15 protein-coding genes are annotated in these 16,714 nt (G+C 41.8%); 8 read left to right on the top strand and 7 right to left on the bottom strand.

The features are described from left to right. The first annotated feature begins 67 nt into the window (after window positions 1–67). From EGM47_RS05135 to EGM47_RS05125, 3 genes are read left to right on the top strand one after another with little or no spacing between them, the layout of a single operon-like run. Window positions 68–709 carry a DUF4159 domain-containing protein gene (locus tag EGM47_RS05135; RefSeq protein WP_124979731.1) on the top strand — a complete coding sequence of 214 codons (642 nt, stop codon included), beginning with the start codon at window positions 68–70 and terminating at the stop codon, window positions 707–709. Window positions 710–712: 3 nt separating this feature from the next. Further along, window positions 713–1,819, top strand: a complete 1,107-nt coding sequence (locus tag EGM47_RS05130) for an AI-2E family transporter (RefSeq protein WP_124979730.1) — start codon at window positions 713–715, stop codon at window positions 1,817–1,819. Continuing rightward, window positions 1,820–2,992 carry a THUMP-like domain-containing protein gene (locus tag EGM47_RS05125; protein WP_124979729.1) on the top strand — a complete coding sequence of 391 codons (1,173 nt, stop codon included), beginning with the start codon at window positions 1,820–1,822 and terminating at the stop codon, window positions 2,990–2,992. 74 nt (window positions 2,993–3,066) lie between these two features. On the opposite strand, the gene EGM47_RS05120 is transcribed toward EGM47_RS05125, so the two are convergent. Both EGM47_RS05120 and EGM47_RS05115 read right to left on the bottom strand, forming a co-directional pair. Beyond that, window positions 3,067–3,870 carry a lysophospholipid acyltransferase family protein gene (locus tag EGM47_RS05120; RefSeq protein ID WP_124979728.1) on the bottom strand — a complete coding sequence of 268 codons (804 nt, stop codon included), beginning with the start codon at window positions 3,868–3,870 and terminating at the stop codon, window positions 3,067–3,069. Between the two features lie 164 nt (window positions 3,871–4,034). Beyond that, a complete protein-coding gene (locus EGM47_RS05115; protein ID WP_124979727.1) occupies window positions 4,035–4,640 on the bottom strand; it encodes an NUDIX hydrolase in 606 nt (201 codons plus the stop codon). 38 nt (window positions 4,641–4,678) lie between these two features. Here EGM47_RS05115 and EGM47_RS05110 point away from each other — a divergent pair, with 38 nt between their 5' ends. After that, entirely contained in the window at window positions 4,679–5,401 is a 723-nt protein-coding gene (locus tag EGM47_RS05110) for a peptidylprolyl isomerase (protein ID WP_124979726.1), read from the top strand. Window positions 5,402–5,429: 28 nt separating this feature from the next. On the opposite strand, the gene EGM47_RS05105 is transcribed toward EGM47_RS05110, so the two are convergent. Next, entirely contained in the window at window positions 5,430–6,488 is a 1,059-nt protein-coding gene (locus EGM47_RS05105) for a 3-oxoacyl-ACP synthase III family protein (protein ID WP_124979725.1), read from the bottom strand. Window positions 6,489–6,915: 427 nt separating this feature from the next. On the opposite strand from EGM47_RS05105, the gene proC reads away from it, so the two are divergent. The 3 genes from proC to EGM47_RS05090 are packed head-to-tail and all read left to right on the top strand — an operon-like array spanning window position 6,916 to window position 9,775. Beyond that, on the top strand, window positions 6,916–7,716 hold the full coding sequence (proC, locus tag EGM47_RS05100) for a pyrroline-5-carboxylate reductase (RefSeq protein ID WP_124979724.1): 801 nt from the start codon (window positions 6,916–6,918) through the stop codon (window positions 7,714–7,716). Window positions 7,717–7,740: 24 nt separating this feature from the next. Next, window positions 7,741–8,538, top strand: a complete 798-nt coding sequence (proB, locus tag EGM47_RS05095; RefSeq protein ID WP_262707056.1) for a glutamate 5-kinase — start codon at window positions 7,741–7,743, stop codon at window positions 8,536–8,538. A 37-nt stretch (window positions 8,539–8,575) separates the two neighbouring features. Beyond that, window positions 8,576–9,775: a glutamate-5-semialdehyde dehydrogenase gene (locus EGM47_RS05090; RefSeq protein ID WP_124979723.1), complete on the top strand. Its 1,200-nt coding sequence runs from the start codon at window positions 8,576–8,578 to the stop codon at window positions 9,773–9,775. A gap of 77 nt (window positions 9,776–9,852) precedes the next feature. Here EGM47_RS05090 and gcvP read toward each other — a convergent pair whose 3' ends face one another. Continuing rightward, window positions 9,853–12,690, bottom strand: a complete 2,838-nt coding sequence (gene gcvP, locus EGM47_RS05085) for an aminomethyl-transferring glycine dehydrogenase (RefSeq protein WP_124979722.1) — start codon at window positions 12,688–12,690, stop codon at window positions 9,853–9,855. Window positions 12,691–12,827: 137 nt separating this feature from the next. On the opposite strand from gcvP, the gene EGM47_RS05080 reads away from it, so the two are divergent. Next, entirely contained in the window at window positions 12,828–13,667 is an 840-nt protein-coding gene (locus tag EGM47_RS05080) for a UbiA prenyltransferase family protein (protein ID WP_124979721.1), read from the top strand. A 10-nt stretch (window positions 13,668–13,677) separates the two neighbouring features. Here EGM47_RS05080 and EGM47_RS05075 read toward each other — a convergent pair whose 3' ends face one another. The 3 genes from EGM47_RS05075 to EGM47_RS05065 form a co-directional block, all read right to left on the bottom strand. Further along, a complete protein-coding gene (locus EGM47_RS05075) occupies window positions 13,678–13,941 on the bottom strand; it encodes a hypothetical protein (protein ID WP_124979720.1) in 264 nt (87 codons plus the stop codon). A gap of 5 nt (window positions 13,942–13,946) precedes the next feature. Then, a complete protein-coding gene (locus tag EGM47_RS05070) occupies window positions 13,947–14,510 on the bottom strand; it encodes a sigma-70 family RNA polymerase sigma factor (protein WP_124979719.1) in 564 nt (187 codons plus the stop codon). A 69-nt stretch (window positions 14,511–14,579) separates the two neighbouring features. Beyond that, complete coding sequence (locus tag EGM47_RS05065; RefSeq protein ID WP_124979718.1) at window positions 14,580–16,637, bottom strand: M3 family metallopeptidase; 2,058 nt, start codon at window positions 16,635–16,637, stop codon at window positions 14,580–14,582. Window positions 16,638–16,714 lie beyond the last annotated feature (77 nt).

Raw genomic sequence — 16,714 nt, 5'->3', positions numbered from 1 at the left:
TAGAAATATTTAAGTCGGCCGTACAGTGACAAGAATTAAAATCGGTTTAAGTTTGTAACTTGTCATCATGAAACTACAATTTGTTTTATTGGTCCTTTTATTCGGCTTGTTGGCGCCTGCTCAAGAGCTTGCTATTCTCAAATATAATGGAGGAGGCGACTGGTATTCCAATCCTACTGCCGTGCCCAATTTGATCGCCTATTGCAACACCGAGTTAGGTACATCAATTTCGCCTGATGTAGCCACAGTGGAACCCTCCAGTGTAGATATCTTTCAATATCCTTGGATCCATATGACAGGCCATGGAAATGTCGTGTTCAGCGATGAGGATATTTCCAATTTGAGGGATTATCTGCTCAGCGGCGGTTTTTTACATATTGATGACAATTACGGCATGGCCACTTATCTCGACAAGGAAATGCAAAAATTATTTCCAGATAAGGAGTTCATAGAATTACCTGCCAATCATCCGATTTTTAACAGCTATGCACCATTCCCCAAGGGTTTGCCTAAAATTCATGAGCATGATGGTGCGAGACCTCAAGCCAAAGGCATCTTTCACGAGGGAAGATTAATACTGTTGTTTACCGTTGAATCTGATTTGGGAGACGGTTGGGAAAGCCCAGAAGTACATAATGATCCGCCTGAGGTGCGTAAAAAAGCCTTGGATATGGGTGCCAACATCATCAAATACGTATTTACCCACTAATTCATGAGCAAAATCAAAATCATTTCCTCCAAAACCATTGCTTTTGGAATCCTGCGTGCCCTGGGAATCATATTCGGCATATTTGTTTTGCTTTGGTTTTTGTGGGAAATCCAATCTGTATTGGCTTATATAGGAATAGCCGCAGTATTATCTCTGATCGGTCGTCCAATTGTATTATTTCTTAGGGATAGATTGAAATTGGCGAATACGCTTGCTGTGATCCTTACCTTGATGATTCTGTTTTGTATCATTATCGGCGCAGTCTTATTAATCATTCCTATCATCACGGAACAGAGTGAAAACATCAGTAAAATAGATATTGATGAGGTCAAATCCAATCTAGAAGTGCTGAACGAGGAGATCAGCGATTACTTTGGTATTGAGCGCATTGATATTCTGGAACGCGTCCAAAATCTTGATTACGTCAGAGAATTTAATATGGACTTGATCCCGCAATTTGTTAATGGATTCTTTGGAACCTTGGGAAGTTTTGCCATTGGATTATTTTCCATCTTATTTATAGCCTTCTTTTTGTTGAAGGATAGCAGATTGCTGCTGGAAGGTGTGTTGGTTTTTTCCAAAAAAGGTAATGAAGGTCAATTCTTACGTGCGTTTACTAAGATCAAGCAATTGTTGTCCAGGTATTTTATAGGTCTGGTGTTTCAGGTATTGATACTATTTGTGCTCTATAGCATTTTGTTGCTGGTGGTCGACGTCGATAATGCCTTGATTATCGCTTTTTTCTGTGCCTTGCTCAATCTGGTACCTTATCTAGGGCCTGCCATCGGATACGTATTGATGTCGGCTTTTGTAATCAGCGATAACTTGGGTGCAAATTTCACGGAAATCATTCTTCCCAAACTCATCATCATATTGATAGGTTACGCAATTGTACAGACCATCGATAACTTCCTGAACCAACCCTTAATTTTTGGAAAGAGTGTAAAATCACATCCTTTGGAGATCTTTATCATTATTTTGATTGCAGGATTGGTATTCGGAATCACTGGGCTGGTGCTGGCAGTACCTACGTATACTGCTATCAAAGTCATCTCAAAAGAGTTCCTGAGCGAATACAAGATCGTCAAGAAACTTACCCAAAACCTTTAGATGAATAAATTGGCCATTTCAAAAGAAGTGGATGCCTATCTCAGGGAACATCTCCATGAACACCCTGCCGATTTCATGTTGCGATCGCATCCTTTTCCAGCTATTTCTGCTCAGGAATTGACACAGCAATTGGTTGGATTGCAAAAAGCCAAGAACAAATTCCCATTCTTATTTGAACGTCAGGATATTTTGTATCCTCCCAAACTCAATCTGGAACAGACCAGTTCGCAAACTGCCGCTACCTATAAAGCAATGTTATTTCCTTCTGGCACTATGGTGGATTTGACCGGTGGTTTTGGCATAGATGTTTGCGCTTTCGCGAAAGCGGGCTATCAAACCACTCATATCGAATATAACGCCGAACTTCAGCCTTATGCTGCTCATCTACTGGAAGTGCAAGGCTTGGATACCCAGAGTATTTGCATGGATGGCATGAAATTTATCCAGCAGACTGAGAAAAAGTATGATTTGATATTTGCTGATCCTAGCCGGAAAACAGAAGCTAAATCCAAGGCCGTTTTGCTGGAGGATTATGAGCCCAATCTAGTGGGGCAATTGGACCTGATTTTTAACAAAACCAGAAGATTGATGATCAAGACCTCACCTATGTTGGACATTACTGCTGGCCTTCAACAGCTGCCGCAAACTACTCAGGTACATATTGTCGCCATCAAAAACGAGGTAAAAGAATTGCTGTGGATTCTAGAGCCGAAAACAAAAAGACAACCTCAGATTTTTTGTGTAAATCTACAAAGCGATCAGTCCGATTTTTCAGCCCGATGGAGCCAAAATAACCTGCTGGCTGATTATCGTTCTCCCCAAAACTATTTATATGAGCCCAATGCAGCTATTATGAAGTCTCAATTATTTGATGCCCTTCAAGAAAGGTATCTGGTCTATAAATTGAATAGGGACAGCCATTTCTTTACCAGCAATGAATTGATACAATTTCCTGGCCGTTGTTTTGAGGTCGTACGAGTGCTAGAAGCCAAACCCAAACAGATCAAAAAACTGTACGCTGGAACCTCCCGTGCTGTGGTCAGTCGCAATTTCAGGATGTCGGTGATGGACATAAGGAAGAAATATAAGATGGGGGAAAATGAGCAAGAGTATCTGTTTTTTACAGAAGTTGCCGGCATGGGAGCTGTGGTTATCGAGGCTAGGAAACTTTAATAAGAGTGAACAGGCACTTTATTTACTCTTTTAGCCACGCTGGCCGATAGCTGAAGATTTAAGTCCGGCTGAAATTAGTATTCCCACTGACGTTTGACGTTCAAATCTTCTTGGGCCTGGATTTCTTCGGCTGGGATAACTTTTAAGAAGGAAGGATGTTGCTCAATGGCAAACTCAATCTGTTTGACAATGTCTTCAATTTTTCCGTTTTCGTAATCAATATCCAATGGTTCTTTGATCACCATGGACTGGAGAATATTCCTTTTTTTGATGCGCAGTCCCTTGCGGTCAAAACTGCGACGAAAACCGTCGATAACGATAGGAACTACAATAGGTTTATACTGTTTTATGATGTGAGCGGTACCTTTTCTGATGGGTTTGAAAGGTTTGGTTGTTCCTTGTGGAAAGGTGATGACCCAGCCGTCCTCGAGTGCAATACCAATATTTTTGGTATCATCTGGATTCACAGCACGATTGACTTCCTCTCCCTTGGCGCGCCAGGTGCGTTCTACAGTAATAGCACCGGCATAGGCCATAATCTTCGGCAGTAAGCCGCTCTGCATGGTTTCTTTGGCTGCAACATAGTAGATATTCAATTTTGGATTCCAGAGATAGCCGACATTTTTGATACTATCATCACGGCCTTTAAGAGAAGCATTGAATACGTGAAACATACTCACCACATCGGCAAAATAGGTCTGGTGGTTAGAGACAAATAAAACACCAGTATCTGGAAGATCCCGGATGATCTGGCTGCCCTCAATTTCCAATTCGTTAAATCCGCGGTAGCGTCTGTGCGACATTAACCCAGCGATGCGTATCAACCAACGTTTTAAAAACAAAATGTGACCGAACGGATTTTTTTTGATGAACCCCATCTACTGCTTAAATTTTTGCGCAATTGCAAATATACGTATTGATAGGCAATCCTATCTGATTCAAAGATGAGGCCGGCTTTGTTCACATCTCCCTGTCAGTTGAGTGCAGCTTGCGTTCATTTGAATTCTGCCGCTTTTTAAGGGGTTGAATTGCAGACAGCGGATCAGCGACCATGAGCCAAGCTGGCTTTGAGCATTTCTTTGATTTCATACAACATCATTGCGGTGGCACCCCAAACCATGGTTGTTCCAAAATAAAAACAAGGAACCTTAACTTTATCCATATAGCTGGTGGACAGTTCGACACTATTGATGCTTTCTTCCTCGAGTAGTAATTGTAAAGGTATTTCCAAAATTGAATTCACTTCACTGGGTTGAGCCTTGAAAGTAGGTTGCGCTTTCGCGAAAGCGATAAATGGATAGACCATATAGTTACTCGGCGGAATGTATAAAGGCGTACTGGCTTTAACCACCTCTTGATACTTGGGGTGTACACCAATTTCTTCCCAGGTTTCCCTGACCGCAGTTGCTGCAGCATCCTGATCTTCTGGCTCTCTTCTACCTCCTGGAAAAGCGATCTGACCACTGTGTTTACCTTTGGTCTGTGCGCGTTCAATCAATACGAAATGAGCGATGTCATCCTTGGGATAAATCAACATCATGACCGAGGCTTTTCTAGGTTTGCGATCACTCAGAGATACTTGTTGCATTTCAACCAGTCGCTCTACCGCAGCCATCTTCATTTGAGAATCTAAGCCTGGCAACGACATATTCCTTAATTTTGGGAGTTGTTCTAAAAATTGCTGGAATGAAATCACTGTATTGGGTATTGTTGATCCTATTAAGTTTGTCTTGTAAAGATACTTCACGGGAGCCACAACCTGAAGAACTCAACAAGGAAGAAAAGGAAAAGCCAAAAACACGCAAGGAATATTGGGAGGAACGCACCTATAAACCTCAGGTAACGCGTGATGGGGACACTTTACTGGCATATATCCCTCAAGACAGTGTGCCTAAATTCTTTACCCGATACGGCAAGAAAAATCCAGAAACCAAAGTTTTGATGACCACGCCTTATGGTGATGTAACCATAGAATTATTTCAAGAAACACCATTATATCGGGCTAGTTTTATTTATCTGGTGAAGAACGAATATTTCAATAGTACTTACTTCCATCGTGTGGTCAAGGATTTTGTCGTACAGGGAGGTGATAGTGACGAGAGTTATCCTGCTTTGATGAGGTCTAGTGCTGGAAACTATAGATTACCGCCCAACTTTTTACCCCAATACCGACATAGATACGGTACAGTTAGTGCGGCCAAATTATGGGAAAACAATCCAGAAAATTGGCATGATGCCTTTGACTTTTTTATTACATTGAATAATGCGAGCCACCTGGACAACGAGCATACCATTTTTGGTAGAGTAGTGGATGGTATGGAGGTCATTGAGCGTATCAGTCAAGTGGAGACTGATGAAAGTGATTGGCCGCTAAAAGACATTGAAATGAAAATGCAGGTGATCGATTAACGGTAATTTTGCGGGTCAGCCATCGGAATCAATATCGGTATACGATGGCATTGATGTTCATTCCGGCACCTACGCTAGCAAACATGACGACATCCCCTTTTTCAACCCGGTGTTGCGGCATCTTACCACGTACAACTAAGTCCATCACGGTTGGCACCGTAGCAACGGAACTGTTACCCAGCTTATGAATGATCATAGGCATGATATCCTGAGGCACTTCCATGTCATAAAGCTTATAAAAGCGCTGTACTATAGCCTCATCCATCTTTTCATTGGCCTGGTGGATAAATATTTTCTTCAGGTCCTTTATATCAACACCCGCATTTTCCATCGCTGCTTTCATGCCTTCTGGCACTTTAGACAAAGCAAAATTGTAAATTCGCCTCCCGTACATTTTGATGTACTGGGTTTTATTTTCCAAATCAGTATTATAAGATTTTTCGTTGAAGATAAAATAGGTTTCCTCTTCGGTATAAGTAGCAGTGGCTTGTCCCAGAATACCATGTTCGTCAGTGCTGGGCTCCAAGATAACGGCACCCGCTCCATCTGAATAAATCATGGAATCACGGTCGTGTGGATCAACTACTCTAGACAGTGCTTCTGCACCTATGACCAAAACTTTTTCTGCCAAGCCTGATTTGATGAATGAGTCGGCCTGGGTGAGCCCCAGTACCCATCCTGGGCAACCAAATAAAACATCATAAGCCACACAGGTCGGGTTTTTAATCCCTAATTTGTTTTTGACCCTACTGGCCAGACTGGGAACCATATCGCTTGAACCACCGTCTGGTTTCACGTCTCCGTAATTATGGGCAACGATTATAAAATCGATGTTTTCCCGATTACAACCTGCATCAGCGATAGCTTTTTCGGCTGCACTGGCAGCGATGTCGCTGGTCAGTAAGTCGTCACTGATATATCGTCGCTCTTCAATTCCCGTGATCGCCACAAATTTCTCAATGATTGTAGCATTGTCGCTATTAAAAGCACTTCCATCATTATTCATGAACTCATGGTTCATAAATTCTTCATTCTTTCTTACCACATCCGGGATATGGCTTCCAACTCCAGTAATTTTTGCTCTCATCTGATCTATGTCAATCTTCCTACTGGCAAAAAAAGCATTATTAGACTTGTTTTCCTAATATTTATCGAGTCAAATTCTCCTAATTGAACACATATTGAAGAATTACTTGAAAAACAGTTTATTTATTGAAGGAAATACAATGCTCTGAATAATAATACCTTCCATTTCGACGCTAACTTTTTATGATCGCTTATCTTCATTTTTATCACTGTCAGTAACTATAAGGTTATAGCTCTGCTTTGGCTGTCGATCTGACACCAGATGACCGACAAACCGACAATTTTATTAATAAACAGTTAAGACCTCTTTATCACTGCGCTGACGGCCGATTTTTCAAATTTATACAAATTAAAAGGATCATTTGGCACCTCTGCACAATGCTTGCAGCTAACGAGGAAGAATAAATCTTATTAATCAAAATAAACAAATGAAAGTACTTGTTATTGGAGCTGGAAATATGGGATTGGCTTACGCCAAAGCACTCATTACTTCAGAATTCCTGAGTAAAGACAATCTGATGATCTCAGATACCAACCCAGAAAAAATTAAGGAACTCAAAAAAATTACACGTTTTGATGTCTACCAAAATGTGGAGGACTGTCTCGCCCTGGCAGATATCATATTTATTGCTGTGAAGCCTTATCATTCAGAAGCATTGATGGCTGATCTTAAACCATTAATGAAACCCGATCAATTGATTGTTTCCTTGATGGCAGGTGTGACTATACAATCTATTCAACAAGGTTTAGGCGTACATAAAGTGGTGCGTGCTATGCCCAATCTACCTGCACAAGTAGGTAAAGGATTGACTTCGTTTACCTCTAGCGAGGAAGTGTCACGACTAGAATTATCTACGGTTCAACAGCTGTTAGATACCACGGGAAAATCAGTCTATTTAGATACAGAAAATGACATTGATGCGAGTACTGGAATTTCTGGAAGTGGACCTGCATATGTATTCTATTTCATGCAATCTATGTTGGAAGCTGCACAGAAAATGGGCTTTTCAGACCACGATTCCAAAGTCTTGGTCAGTCAAACTTTTGAAGGCGCAGTCGAACTATTCAACCAATCTGATCTGTCACCAGAATCCTGGATGGACCGCGTAGCTTCTAAAGGAGGAACTACCCGTGCCGCTCTGGACTCAATGGAAGACAACAACGTTAAGGAACTTATTAAGGAAGCTGCCTATGCCGCATTTAACAGAGCGGTAGAGTTAGGCCAATAATTTAGATTTAAAACCAATTTAGCTGTGAAGCACAAGAAAAGAGTAGTCATAAAAGTAGGTACCAATGTCATGGTCAATAAAGACAATCGCATTGTAAGACCTATACTAAAAAATCTAGTGGAACAAATCGCCAGACTGTATGAAGAAGATATCATGACGGTGTTAATTTCTTCTGGTTCTGTTATTGCAGGAAAGGAAGTATTGGATGATAACACAATAGAAGATGAGACCATCCGTCGTCAGGTGTATTCAGCGGTAGGGCAACCTCGAATGATGCGTCATTATTACAGCATCTTTCATGATTATGGTATGCGTTGCGCTCAGGTACTAGCGACCAAGAGAGATTTTGACGAAGGTAAACACAGAGAAAACATGATCAACTGCTATGAAGGCTTACTGAGTCAGGGTATTATCCCTATTGCCAATGAAGATGATGCAGTATCCTTGTCGATGTCGATGTTTACGGATAATGATGAACTCGCTAGTTTGGTGGCCGAGTTAATTCAGGCGGATATGATGATCCTACTGACCGATACAGAAGGATTATATGACGGACATCCAGATGATGAGGATAGTCAGGTCATAAAAGCCGTGAGTACCACCCAACGTGTCGAGCAATTTATTCAAAGCTCACAAAAGAAAGAAGGTGAAGGTCGAGGCGGTATGAAATCCAAACTAAACGTGGCCAAACAAACCGCTGCCAAAAATATCCCCACCTATATCGCCAATGGGAAACATGAAAATGCTATTGTTGATATCGTCAACGGGAAAGAGATAGGAACACGTATTTACCACGATCAAACAGAAGAAGAAAATGCCTGATTTAAGGGCGGAATTATAAACGAAGAGAAATAGAGATATGAAGATTATTACAGAAGATATAAAAAATAAGGTGCTGAAATCCATGATACAGCAGTTGGACACTCATCGTGAATCCATAATTACTGCTAATAAAAAGGATTTAGAAGCATTTAGTGGAGACGATCAGGCATTATATTATCGACTAATCGTTGATAATGCCAAAGTAGATGACATGATACGTGCGGTAGAAGAGGTTTTGGCCCAAGAAGATCCAGTCAACAAAGTCATCAGTGATGACACCCTGGTCAGCGGATTGCGCATCACTAATAAAACAGCGCCTTTTGGTACGATCATGATTATTTATGAGTCCAGACCAGATGTAACGATCGAGGCAGCAGTTTTGGCCTTTAAAGCCAATAATAAAATATTGCTGAAAGGGGGAAAAGAGGCACATGCTAGCAATGAGGAATTGGTGAAATGTTGGCATACTGCGTTGCAAGAAAACGGACTTTCTACCGATTGGATTCAATACCTCAAAATGAATCGTACGCAAACACAGGAATTCCTTAAAAATCCAGACCAACCCTTAGATTTAATCGTGCCTAGAGGAGGAGAAAGGTTGATCCAATTTGTCAAGGAACACGCCACATGTGCGGTTTTGATCAGTGGTCGTGGGAATAATTTTGCTTACGTGGCACCAGATGCCGATTTGGATAAAGTGATTCTGGTTATTGTCAATGCGAAAACCAATAAAATTTCTGGCTGTAATGCTTTGGATAAAATCCTGATTGATAAAAATCATAAGGAATACAAAGCCATCGCAGGTATTATAGAAAAGGAATTGGCCAAACACAATGTCACTTTGTTGGCCAGCGATGAAATAATTGATGATTTAGTAACTGATTTAAGCATTGAAAACCAAGAGGTGTGGTACGAAGAGTTTCTGGCTTATAAGGCAGCGATGGGATTGGTGGATGGGTTGGATGATGCCATTCAGACCATTAATAAATATTCTGGTGGTCATTCCAATGTTATTTTAACGGAAGATGAAGAAACAGCGGCTAATTTTATGGAGCAGGTAGATAGTGCTGCTGTGTATCACAATGCCTCTACTAGATTTACTGATGGTGGTCAGATGGGGGTTGGTGCCGAACTGGCCATAAGTACTGATAAATTGCACCACCGCGGCCCCTTAGGGCTTAAGCAACTGGTGACCAATAAATACTATGTCAATGGTAATGGGCACACCAGGTCTTAAATTCATCTATTAAAAATAGAAAAAGCCTTTGATTATGGAATCAAAGGCTTTTTTTTGAAGCGTGTGAACAAGATATTTTATAAATATTCTTCCATTGGCGCACACGTGCACATTAAGTTTCTGTCGCCGAAAGCATCATCAGCACGTCTAACCGTAGGCCAGAATTTGTTGTCGTTCACCCAATCTAGTGGATAAGCGGCTTGTTGTCTGGTGTAAGGGAAATCCCAATCATCTGCCGTTACCATAGCCATGGTATGTGGACTATTTTTCAAGACATTGTTAGGTTCGTCTTTGGAAGCGGCTTCAATCTCTTTTCTAATAGAAATCATGGCATCACAAAAACGATCCATTTCCTCCTTGCTTTCAGATTCCGTAGGCTCGATCATCATGGTGCCAGCTACTGGAAAAGAAACTGTCGGTGCGTGGAAACCATAATCCATCAATCTTTTAGCAATATCTGTTACTTCTATACCGTGGGCCTTGAATGGGCGACAGTCAATGATCATTTCGTGTGCTGCGCGCCCTTTTTCACCTGTATATAAACATTCATAACTACCTTTCAATCGCTCTTTGATATAATTGGCGTTGATAATAGCATATTCAGTAGAGCGTTTCAGTCCATCGGCGCCCAGCATGCATATATATCCATAAGAAATCAAACAGGCCAAAGCACTTCCATAAGGAGCTGCACTAACAGGCGTAATGGCTTGATCACCACCAGTTTTTATAATCGGATTTGTCGGCAGGAAGGGTACCAGTTGAGGTGCTACACAAATAGGTCCTACCCCTGGACCTCCACCACCGTGAGGAATCGCAAAGGTTTTGTGCAGGTTCAAATGACACACATCAGCGCCGATGTTTCCTGGATTGGTCAATCCAACCTGGGCATTCATATTGGCTCCATCCATGTAAACTTGTCCGCCGTTTTCGTGGATAATTCCAGTAATTTGCTGTATTTCTTTTTCATAAACACCGTGGGTTGAAGGGTAAGTAACCATCAATGCCGCAAGGTGATCTTTGTACTTTTCGGCTTTTTCTTTGAGATCTTCCACATCAATGTTCCCGTTTTCAAGCGCTTTAGTCACCACAACTTTCATTCCCGCCATCACTGCACTGGCAGGGTTGGTACCATGGGCACTGGAAGGAATCAAACAAATATTGCGGTTGGCATCACCACGGGAAATATGATAGGCACGTATAGCCATCAATCCGGCAAATTCCCCTTGTGCCCCAGAATTGGGTTGAAGGGAAGTTCCAGCAAATCCTGTGATTTCATTGAGTTGTTGCTCTAATTTGGTCAATACTTCTTGATAGCCTTGGGCTTGATCCAAAGGCACAAATGGATGAATATTACCCCATTGCGGATTGGAAAGCGGCAGCATTTCTGCGGCAGCATTCAATTTCATTGTACAGGATCCCAACGAAATCATGGAGTGATTCAAGGCCAGATCCTTACGTTCCAATTTTTTGATATAACGCATCAACTCGGTTTCAGAATGATACGAATTAAAGACAGGGTAAGTCATGAATTCGGTTTGTCTTCCGTTGCCTAGATGGGTTTGGTCCAACAGTTGCTCTATAGGAGAAAAATCTTTGTTGACCGCTTTCGCGAAAGCGGAAAGAATATCGTTGAGATCTGCCAGTGAAGTAGTTTCATTCAGTGAAACTTGAACCGTTTCAGCGTCTGGATAATAAAAGTTGATCTCATTTTCCAGTGCCTGCTTTTTTACAGCTTCTGCATCCGCCTTAAAACACAAGGTATCAAAATAATTCTCATTGGTCTGAAAGATACCCAATCGCTCGATCGCATCGGCCAGGGTAGCGGCTTGACGGTGAATTTTGGAGGCAATAAATTTGAGTCCTCTAGGACCGTGATAAACCGCATACATTCCTGCCATAACGGCCAAGAGCACTTGAGCGGTACAGATATTAGAAGTCGCCTTATCGCGTTTAATGTGCTGCTCCCGGGTCTGTAAAGCCATGCGCAAGGCACGCTTACCGTCCATATCCTTGGTAACGCCTATGATACGTCCTGGAATTTGACGCTTATAGGCTTCCCTAGTGGCAAAATAGGCGGCGTGGGGTCCACCATAACCCAAAGGAATTCCAAAGCGTTGGGTGGTACCTACAACGACATCGGCACCCCAATGTCCTGGTGCTTCCAGTAATACCAGCGACATAATGTCGGCGGCTACTGCAATACGTATATTTTTATCTTGACATTTTTTCGCGAAAGCGGTATAATCCACCACTTTTCCACTGGCTCCAGGATATTGAAGAAGTATAGCGTAATAGCTGTCATCAAAGTCCAATTCCTGCGGATTCCCTTCTACCAATTCGATCCCCAGCGGTATAGCCCTGGTTTTCAACAAGTCCTTGGTTTGGGGCAGACAATCGCTGTCTACAAAGAATTTATTGATGTTATTGGACTTTTGATCACGTTCTCTGACCGAGTAGAGCAAGGTCATGGCCTCAGCAGCGGCGGTACTTTCGTCAAGTAGCGATGCATTGGCCAACTCCATTCCTGTAAGATCTGCAATCATCGTCTGATAATTGAGAAGGGCCTCCAACCTTCCTTGGGCAATTTCTGCCTGATATGGTGTATAGGCGGTATACCAGCCTGGATTTTCCAAAATATTGCGTTGGATGACAGCCGGGGTAATGGGAGCGTGGTAGCCTAAACCAATATAGCTGCGGAATTGTTTGTTTTTATCACCTAGTTTTTTGATGTGGCCCAAAAATTCATATTCGCTCATAGCTGGATCGAGATCCAGGTCATTTTTGAGACGGATACCATCTGGAACAGTTTCGTAGATTAATTGTTCAATGGAGTCCACGCCAATCTTTTCGAGCATGGGAGCCATATCGGCTTTTCGAGGTCCGATGTGTCTCAAGGCAAAACGATCTGTATTCATAGTACTTATGTGGTCTATTTTTAGATGTTGCAAAAGTAGTCGATATTGTTGAGCAAACTAACAATAAAGACCTCCTTCACAGCCGATTTGTCAACGCTTTTTACTTACTTATTAACCATGCGGGTTAAATTTGTAACATGGGTTTTTTAAAGCATATCCTGGATTTTTATTTGCGCTCCAGTCTGCATGTGGCGCTGTGTTTTGTTGCCTTGTTTTTGATATGCAATCAGGATAGATACAGCCCTGTAGGAATTGAAGTACCCCTCTTATTGTTCTGTGGGGCTTTGTTGGGGTATAATTTGATCAAATATGGCAGGTTAGTACTCGATGGTTCCCAGTTCAGATACCGACTGCCCATTTTGCTATTATCAGTAATGGCAGTAGTGGTAGCTGGTTATCTATTTTTGGAGGAATCCTTTGAAGCGCAACTCATACTGCTGGGTTCAGCATTATTAGGTGTGTTATATGCTTTCCCACTTCCCAGACATCGTAATTTCAGGCAAGTGCCCTGGATCAAATTGGTGATCGTTGCCCTGGCCTGGAGTCTGTTGATTATTTGTTATCCTAATTTTTCTACCCATGGGGAGATGTCTTCCACTACAGGTGGGGAGGTCTCGTCCCTTTGGATGTCTTTGGTGGATTTTATACAGTTGATGCTGTTGGTGATGGCTTTGTGTATTCCTTTTGAGATTCGGGACCTTAAATATGATGCGCCTCAATTACGAACGGTTCCGCAGGTAATCGGTACACGTAATGCCAAAATTTTAGGTGTAGCCTGGTGTGTGTTGTATATAGTGATCGAGTATTTTCAATTGGGGTGGCCATCAGATGTTGAACACCAGTTGACATATCTCATGTTGGGTGTAATCGCTCTGGCTATATGGAGAGCTGACCAGTTCAAATCAGATTATTATGCCAGTTTTTTTGTAGAAGCAATTCCAGCCTTGTGGTGGTTACTGATTCATTTGAATCAATGAAGTCGGCTTCTTAACGGGCAGATCGTTTATACTCCTTCATGGCTTCCTCGATGCGATTTTTGATGTTTGATTTTTGCTCATTAGAGAGTTTGACCCATCTCAATCCATTGATCGTACGCTGAAACTTTCCGTTTCCTTTGTGGAAGGAACGACAATCCAGACAATACGTCTTGTGTAATTTGTGGCGGAATTGCTCCTTGGGGTTGAGGTCTCCATACTGCTCTCTCGTGCTTAGGATACTCGCTTGATCACATGAAATAAAAAATTTACCCATTACAGCTATTCTTCCTGATACCATTTGGTCTTAAGACAATCCATCAACTGCACACGAGCGCGGTGGATGATTACCCATAAATTGGACGCCGTGATGTTATGTTCCTTACATATCGTTTCAGTATCCATATTATCAATGGTTTTCTGGACAAAGATAATAGCATAGCGTTCAGGTAACGCATTAATACATTCATTTAACGCTTCGCCTAGCTCTCTTTGCTCAATCTCATCCTCTACATTAGGATTGCGTAAGTCGGCTGCATTTTCCTCCATCCAATCGCCTTCCCGTTGGCTACCAGATAGATAGCTCATTTTTATTTCTGCCTGTCCTTTTTTGGAGTTTATTTTGCGGTAATAGTCGATGATTTTACGCTTGAGGATGGAAATAAGCCATGTGCGTTCAGTAGAATTTCCTTTGAAACGATGGGCGCTTTTTAAACCTGCCAAAAAAGTTTCAGATACCAGATCTTGGGCCATGATGGGATCGCTCACCCGGGATATGGTAAAGTTAAAGAGGTAATCGCTGTAACGATCTACCCACTTTTCTGGTACGAGTTTTACTTCAGGCATTCTTTCACTTCAAGTGATTTGCTTATTTATTAAACTTCCCTCGATTGTTGAGCTGTACTACTTTTATCGTCAGGCCACCAATCCAGCTCTTTTCAACAAGGCATCAATTTTAGGTTCGCTTCCGCGAAAGCGAGTATATAACAACATAGGGTCTTCGGTGCCACCCTTGGATAAAATATGTTCACGGAATTTTTGTGCTGTAGGACGATCAAAAATTCCATTTTTCTTAAATAATTCAAAGGCATCTGCATCCAAAACCTCGGCCCATTTATAGCTGTAATATCCTGCCGAGTAGCCTCCTTGAAAAATATGTCCAAAGGAAGTACTCATACAACTGGTCGCAATGTCAGGATAAAGGTCTGTCTTTTCAAAAGTCTTTCGTTCATGGGCTTTAACATCCTCAATTCCAGTAGGGTCGATTCCGTGCCAACTCATGTCTAACATACCGAAACTCAGTTGTCTCAGGGTTTGCAATCCCTCCTGGAAATTGGCCGCAGCTTTTATCTTTTCAATGTATTCTTGCGGTATCACCTCGCCTGTTTCATAGTGTTTGGCAAATAACTCCAGGGCTTCTTTCTCATAACACCAGTTTTCTAACACTTGGCTGGGCAATTCGACAAAATCCCAAAATACAGAGGTTCCCGAGAGACTTCTATATTGGGTGTCGGCCAACATCCCGTGCAGGGCATGGCCAAATTCATGAAACAAGGTAGTTACCTCATTAAAGGTAAGCAAAGATGGTTTGGTTGCGGTAGGTTTGGTAAAATTACACACAATAGACACGTGAGGTCTACTATTTTCCTGGTCGTCTTTCCACTGACTTTTAAAACTGGTCATCCAGGCACCGTTTCGTTTGCCTTTACGCGGGAAAAAGTCTGCATAAAAAATGGAGTTCAAGCTTCCATCCTCATTTTTGACAATATAGGTTTTTACATCTGGATGGTAGGTATCCACTTGATCCGTAGCTTCAAAATTCAATCCATAGAGCCTTTCTGCAATACTAAAGACACCGTTGATCACATTATCCAATTTGAAGTATGGCTTCAGCATTTCATCATCCAGATCAAAATTCTGTTGTTTCAATTTTTCTGAATAATAAGCGGCATCCCATTTTTCCAATTGGGTGAGGGGAGAAGTATGCTCTTGTTCTGCTGCAGTAGCAATGGCAAATCTAGAGAGTTCGTGGAATTCCTTAGTAGCTGCGGTTTTGGCTTTTTCTAAGATTTCTTCAGAGAATTGGCGAACCTTCTCCGGGGTTTTGGCCATGCGTTCTTCCAACACAAAATGCGCATGAGTGCGATAGCCTAATAATTGGGCGCGCTCATGACGCAGGCTTACGATGTCCAGTATATTTTGCTGGTTATCAAAATCATCGTTAAAAGCTTTAGACCCAAAGGCTTTGGACATTTCTTCCCGTAATTCACGGTCGTCAGCATAGGTCATCAAGGGAATGTAACTTGGGTAGTCCAAGGTAAATACATATCCTTTTTTACCAACGGCTTCAGCGGCTTCACCAGCAGCTTCCTTGGCGCTATCTGGTAGACCAGCAAGTCTGGAGTCATCGGGTAAATGCAATTCAAAAGCATTGGTAGCAGCGAGTACGTTTTCGCCAAATTTTAAAGTGAGTTTTGAGAGTTGGCTGTCAATCTCGCGTAATCTTTTCTTTTTATCTGCAGACAGCAGTGCCCCATTTCGTGAAAATCTCTTGTATTGTTTGTCCAATAAAGTTTGCTGCTCTTGATTAAGTTCCAGGTCTTCACGCAGATCATACACCGCTTTAACTCTTTTAAAAAGATCCTGATTCAGGGTAACGTCGTTGCCAAATTCAGAGAGTTTAGGACTAACTTCACGAGCAATGCGCTGTATCTCGTCATTAGTTTCTGCGCTATTCAAGTTAAAAAATAGGCTGGAGATACGTCCCAAGGCTTCTCCGCTTTTATCCAGAGCTTCAATGGTATTCTCAAAGCTAGGCGTGTCGTCGTTTTGGGTAATAGCATCTATCTCTGCCCTGGCTTTTTCTATCGCTTTCGCGAAAGCGGGCTCAAAATACTCCTCTTTAATTTTAGAAAATGGAGCTGTATTTTCAAAGGTTTCAAACGTGTTTAATAATATATTCTCTGTACTCATAAGTGTAAATTTAACGGTCAAAAGTCAATTTTGAATCACAGAACTGTTAAACTTTTAACCAATAAGTTTCAACAAAA

Origin of the sequence: Nonlabens xiamenensis (assembly GCF_003865345.1) — a bacterium.
Lineage (GTDB): Bacteria > Bacteroidota > Bacteroidia > Flavobacteriales > Flavobacteriaceae > Nonlabens > Nonlabens xiamenensis.
Note: the sequence above shows the minus strand (reverse complement) of the source record. Positions and strands in the feature narration are given on the sequence as shown.

Excerpts from the sequence above, each read along its gene's own strand:
- EGM47_RS05135 (WP_124979731.1), top strand. The coding sequence starts at position 68 with ATGAAACTACAATTTGTTTTATTGGTCCTTTTATTCGGCTTGTTGGCG.
- EGM47_RS05130 (WP_124979730.1), top strand. The coding sequence starts at position 713 with ATGAGCAAAATCAAAATCATTTCCTCCAAAACCATTGCTTTTGGAATC.
- EGM47_RS05125 (WP_124979729.1), top strand. The coding sequence starts at position 1,820 with ATGAATAAATTGGCCATTTCAAAAGAAGTGGATGCCTATCTCAGGGAA.
- EGM47_RS05120 (WP_124979728.1), bottom strand. The coding sequence starts at position 3,870 with ATGGGGTTCATCAAAAAAAATCCGTTCGGTCACATTTTGTTTTTAAAA.
- EGM47_RS05115 (WP_124979727.1), bottom strand. The coding sequence starts at position 4,640 with ATGTCGTTGCCAGGCTTAGATTCTCAAATGAAGATGGCTGCGGTAGAG.
- EGM47_RS05110 (WP_124979726.1), top strand. The coding sequence starts at position 4,679 with ATGAAATCACTGTATTGGGTATTGTTGATCCTATTAAGTTTGTCTTGT.
- EGM47_RS05105 (WP_124979725.1), bottom strand. The coding sequence starts at position 6,488 with ATGAGAGCAAAAATTACTGGAGTTGGAAGCCATATCCCGGATGTGGTA.
- proC (WP_124979724.1), top strand. The coding sequence starts at position 6,916 with ATGAAAGTACTTGTTATTGGAGCTGGAAATATGGGATTGGCTTACGCC.
- EGM47_RS05090 (WP_124979723.1), top strand. The coding sequence starts at position 8,576 with ATGAAGATTATTACAGAAGATATAAAAAATAAGGTGCTGAAATCCATG.
- gcvP (WP_124979722.1), bottom strand. The coding sequence starts at position 12,690 with ATGAATACAGATCGTTTTGCCTTGAGACACATCGGACCTCGAAAAGCC.
- EGM47_RS05080 (WP_124979721.1), top strand. The coding sequence starts at position 12,828 with ATGGGTTTTTTAAAGCATATCCTGGATTTTTATTTGCGCTCCAGTCTG.
- EGM47_RS05075 (WP_124979720.1), bottom strand. The coding sequence starts at position 13,941 with ATGGGTAAATTTTTTATTTCATGTGATCAAGCGAGTATCCTAAGCACG.
- EGM47_RS05070 (WP_124979719.1), bottom strand. The coding sequence starts at position 14,510 with ATGCCTGAAGTAAAACTCGTACCAGAAAAGTGGGTAGATCGTTACAGC.
- EGM47_RS05065 (WP_124979718.1), bottom strand. The coding sequence starts at position 16,637 with ATGAGTACAGAGAATATATTATTAAACACGTTTGAAACCTTTGAAAAT.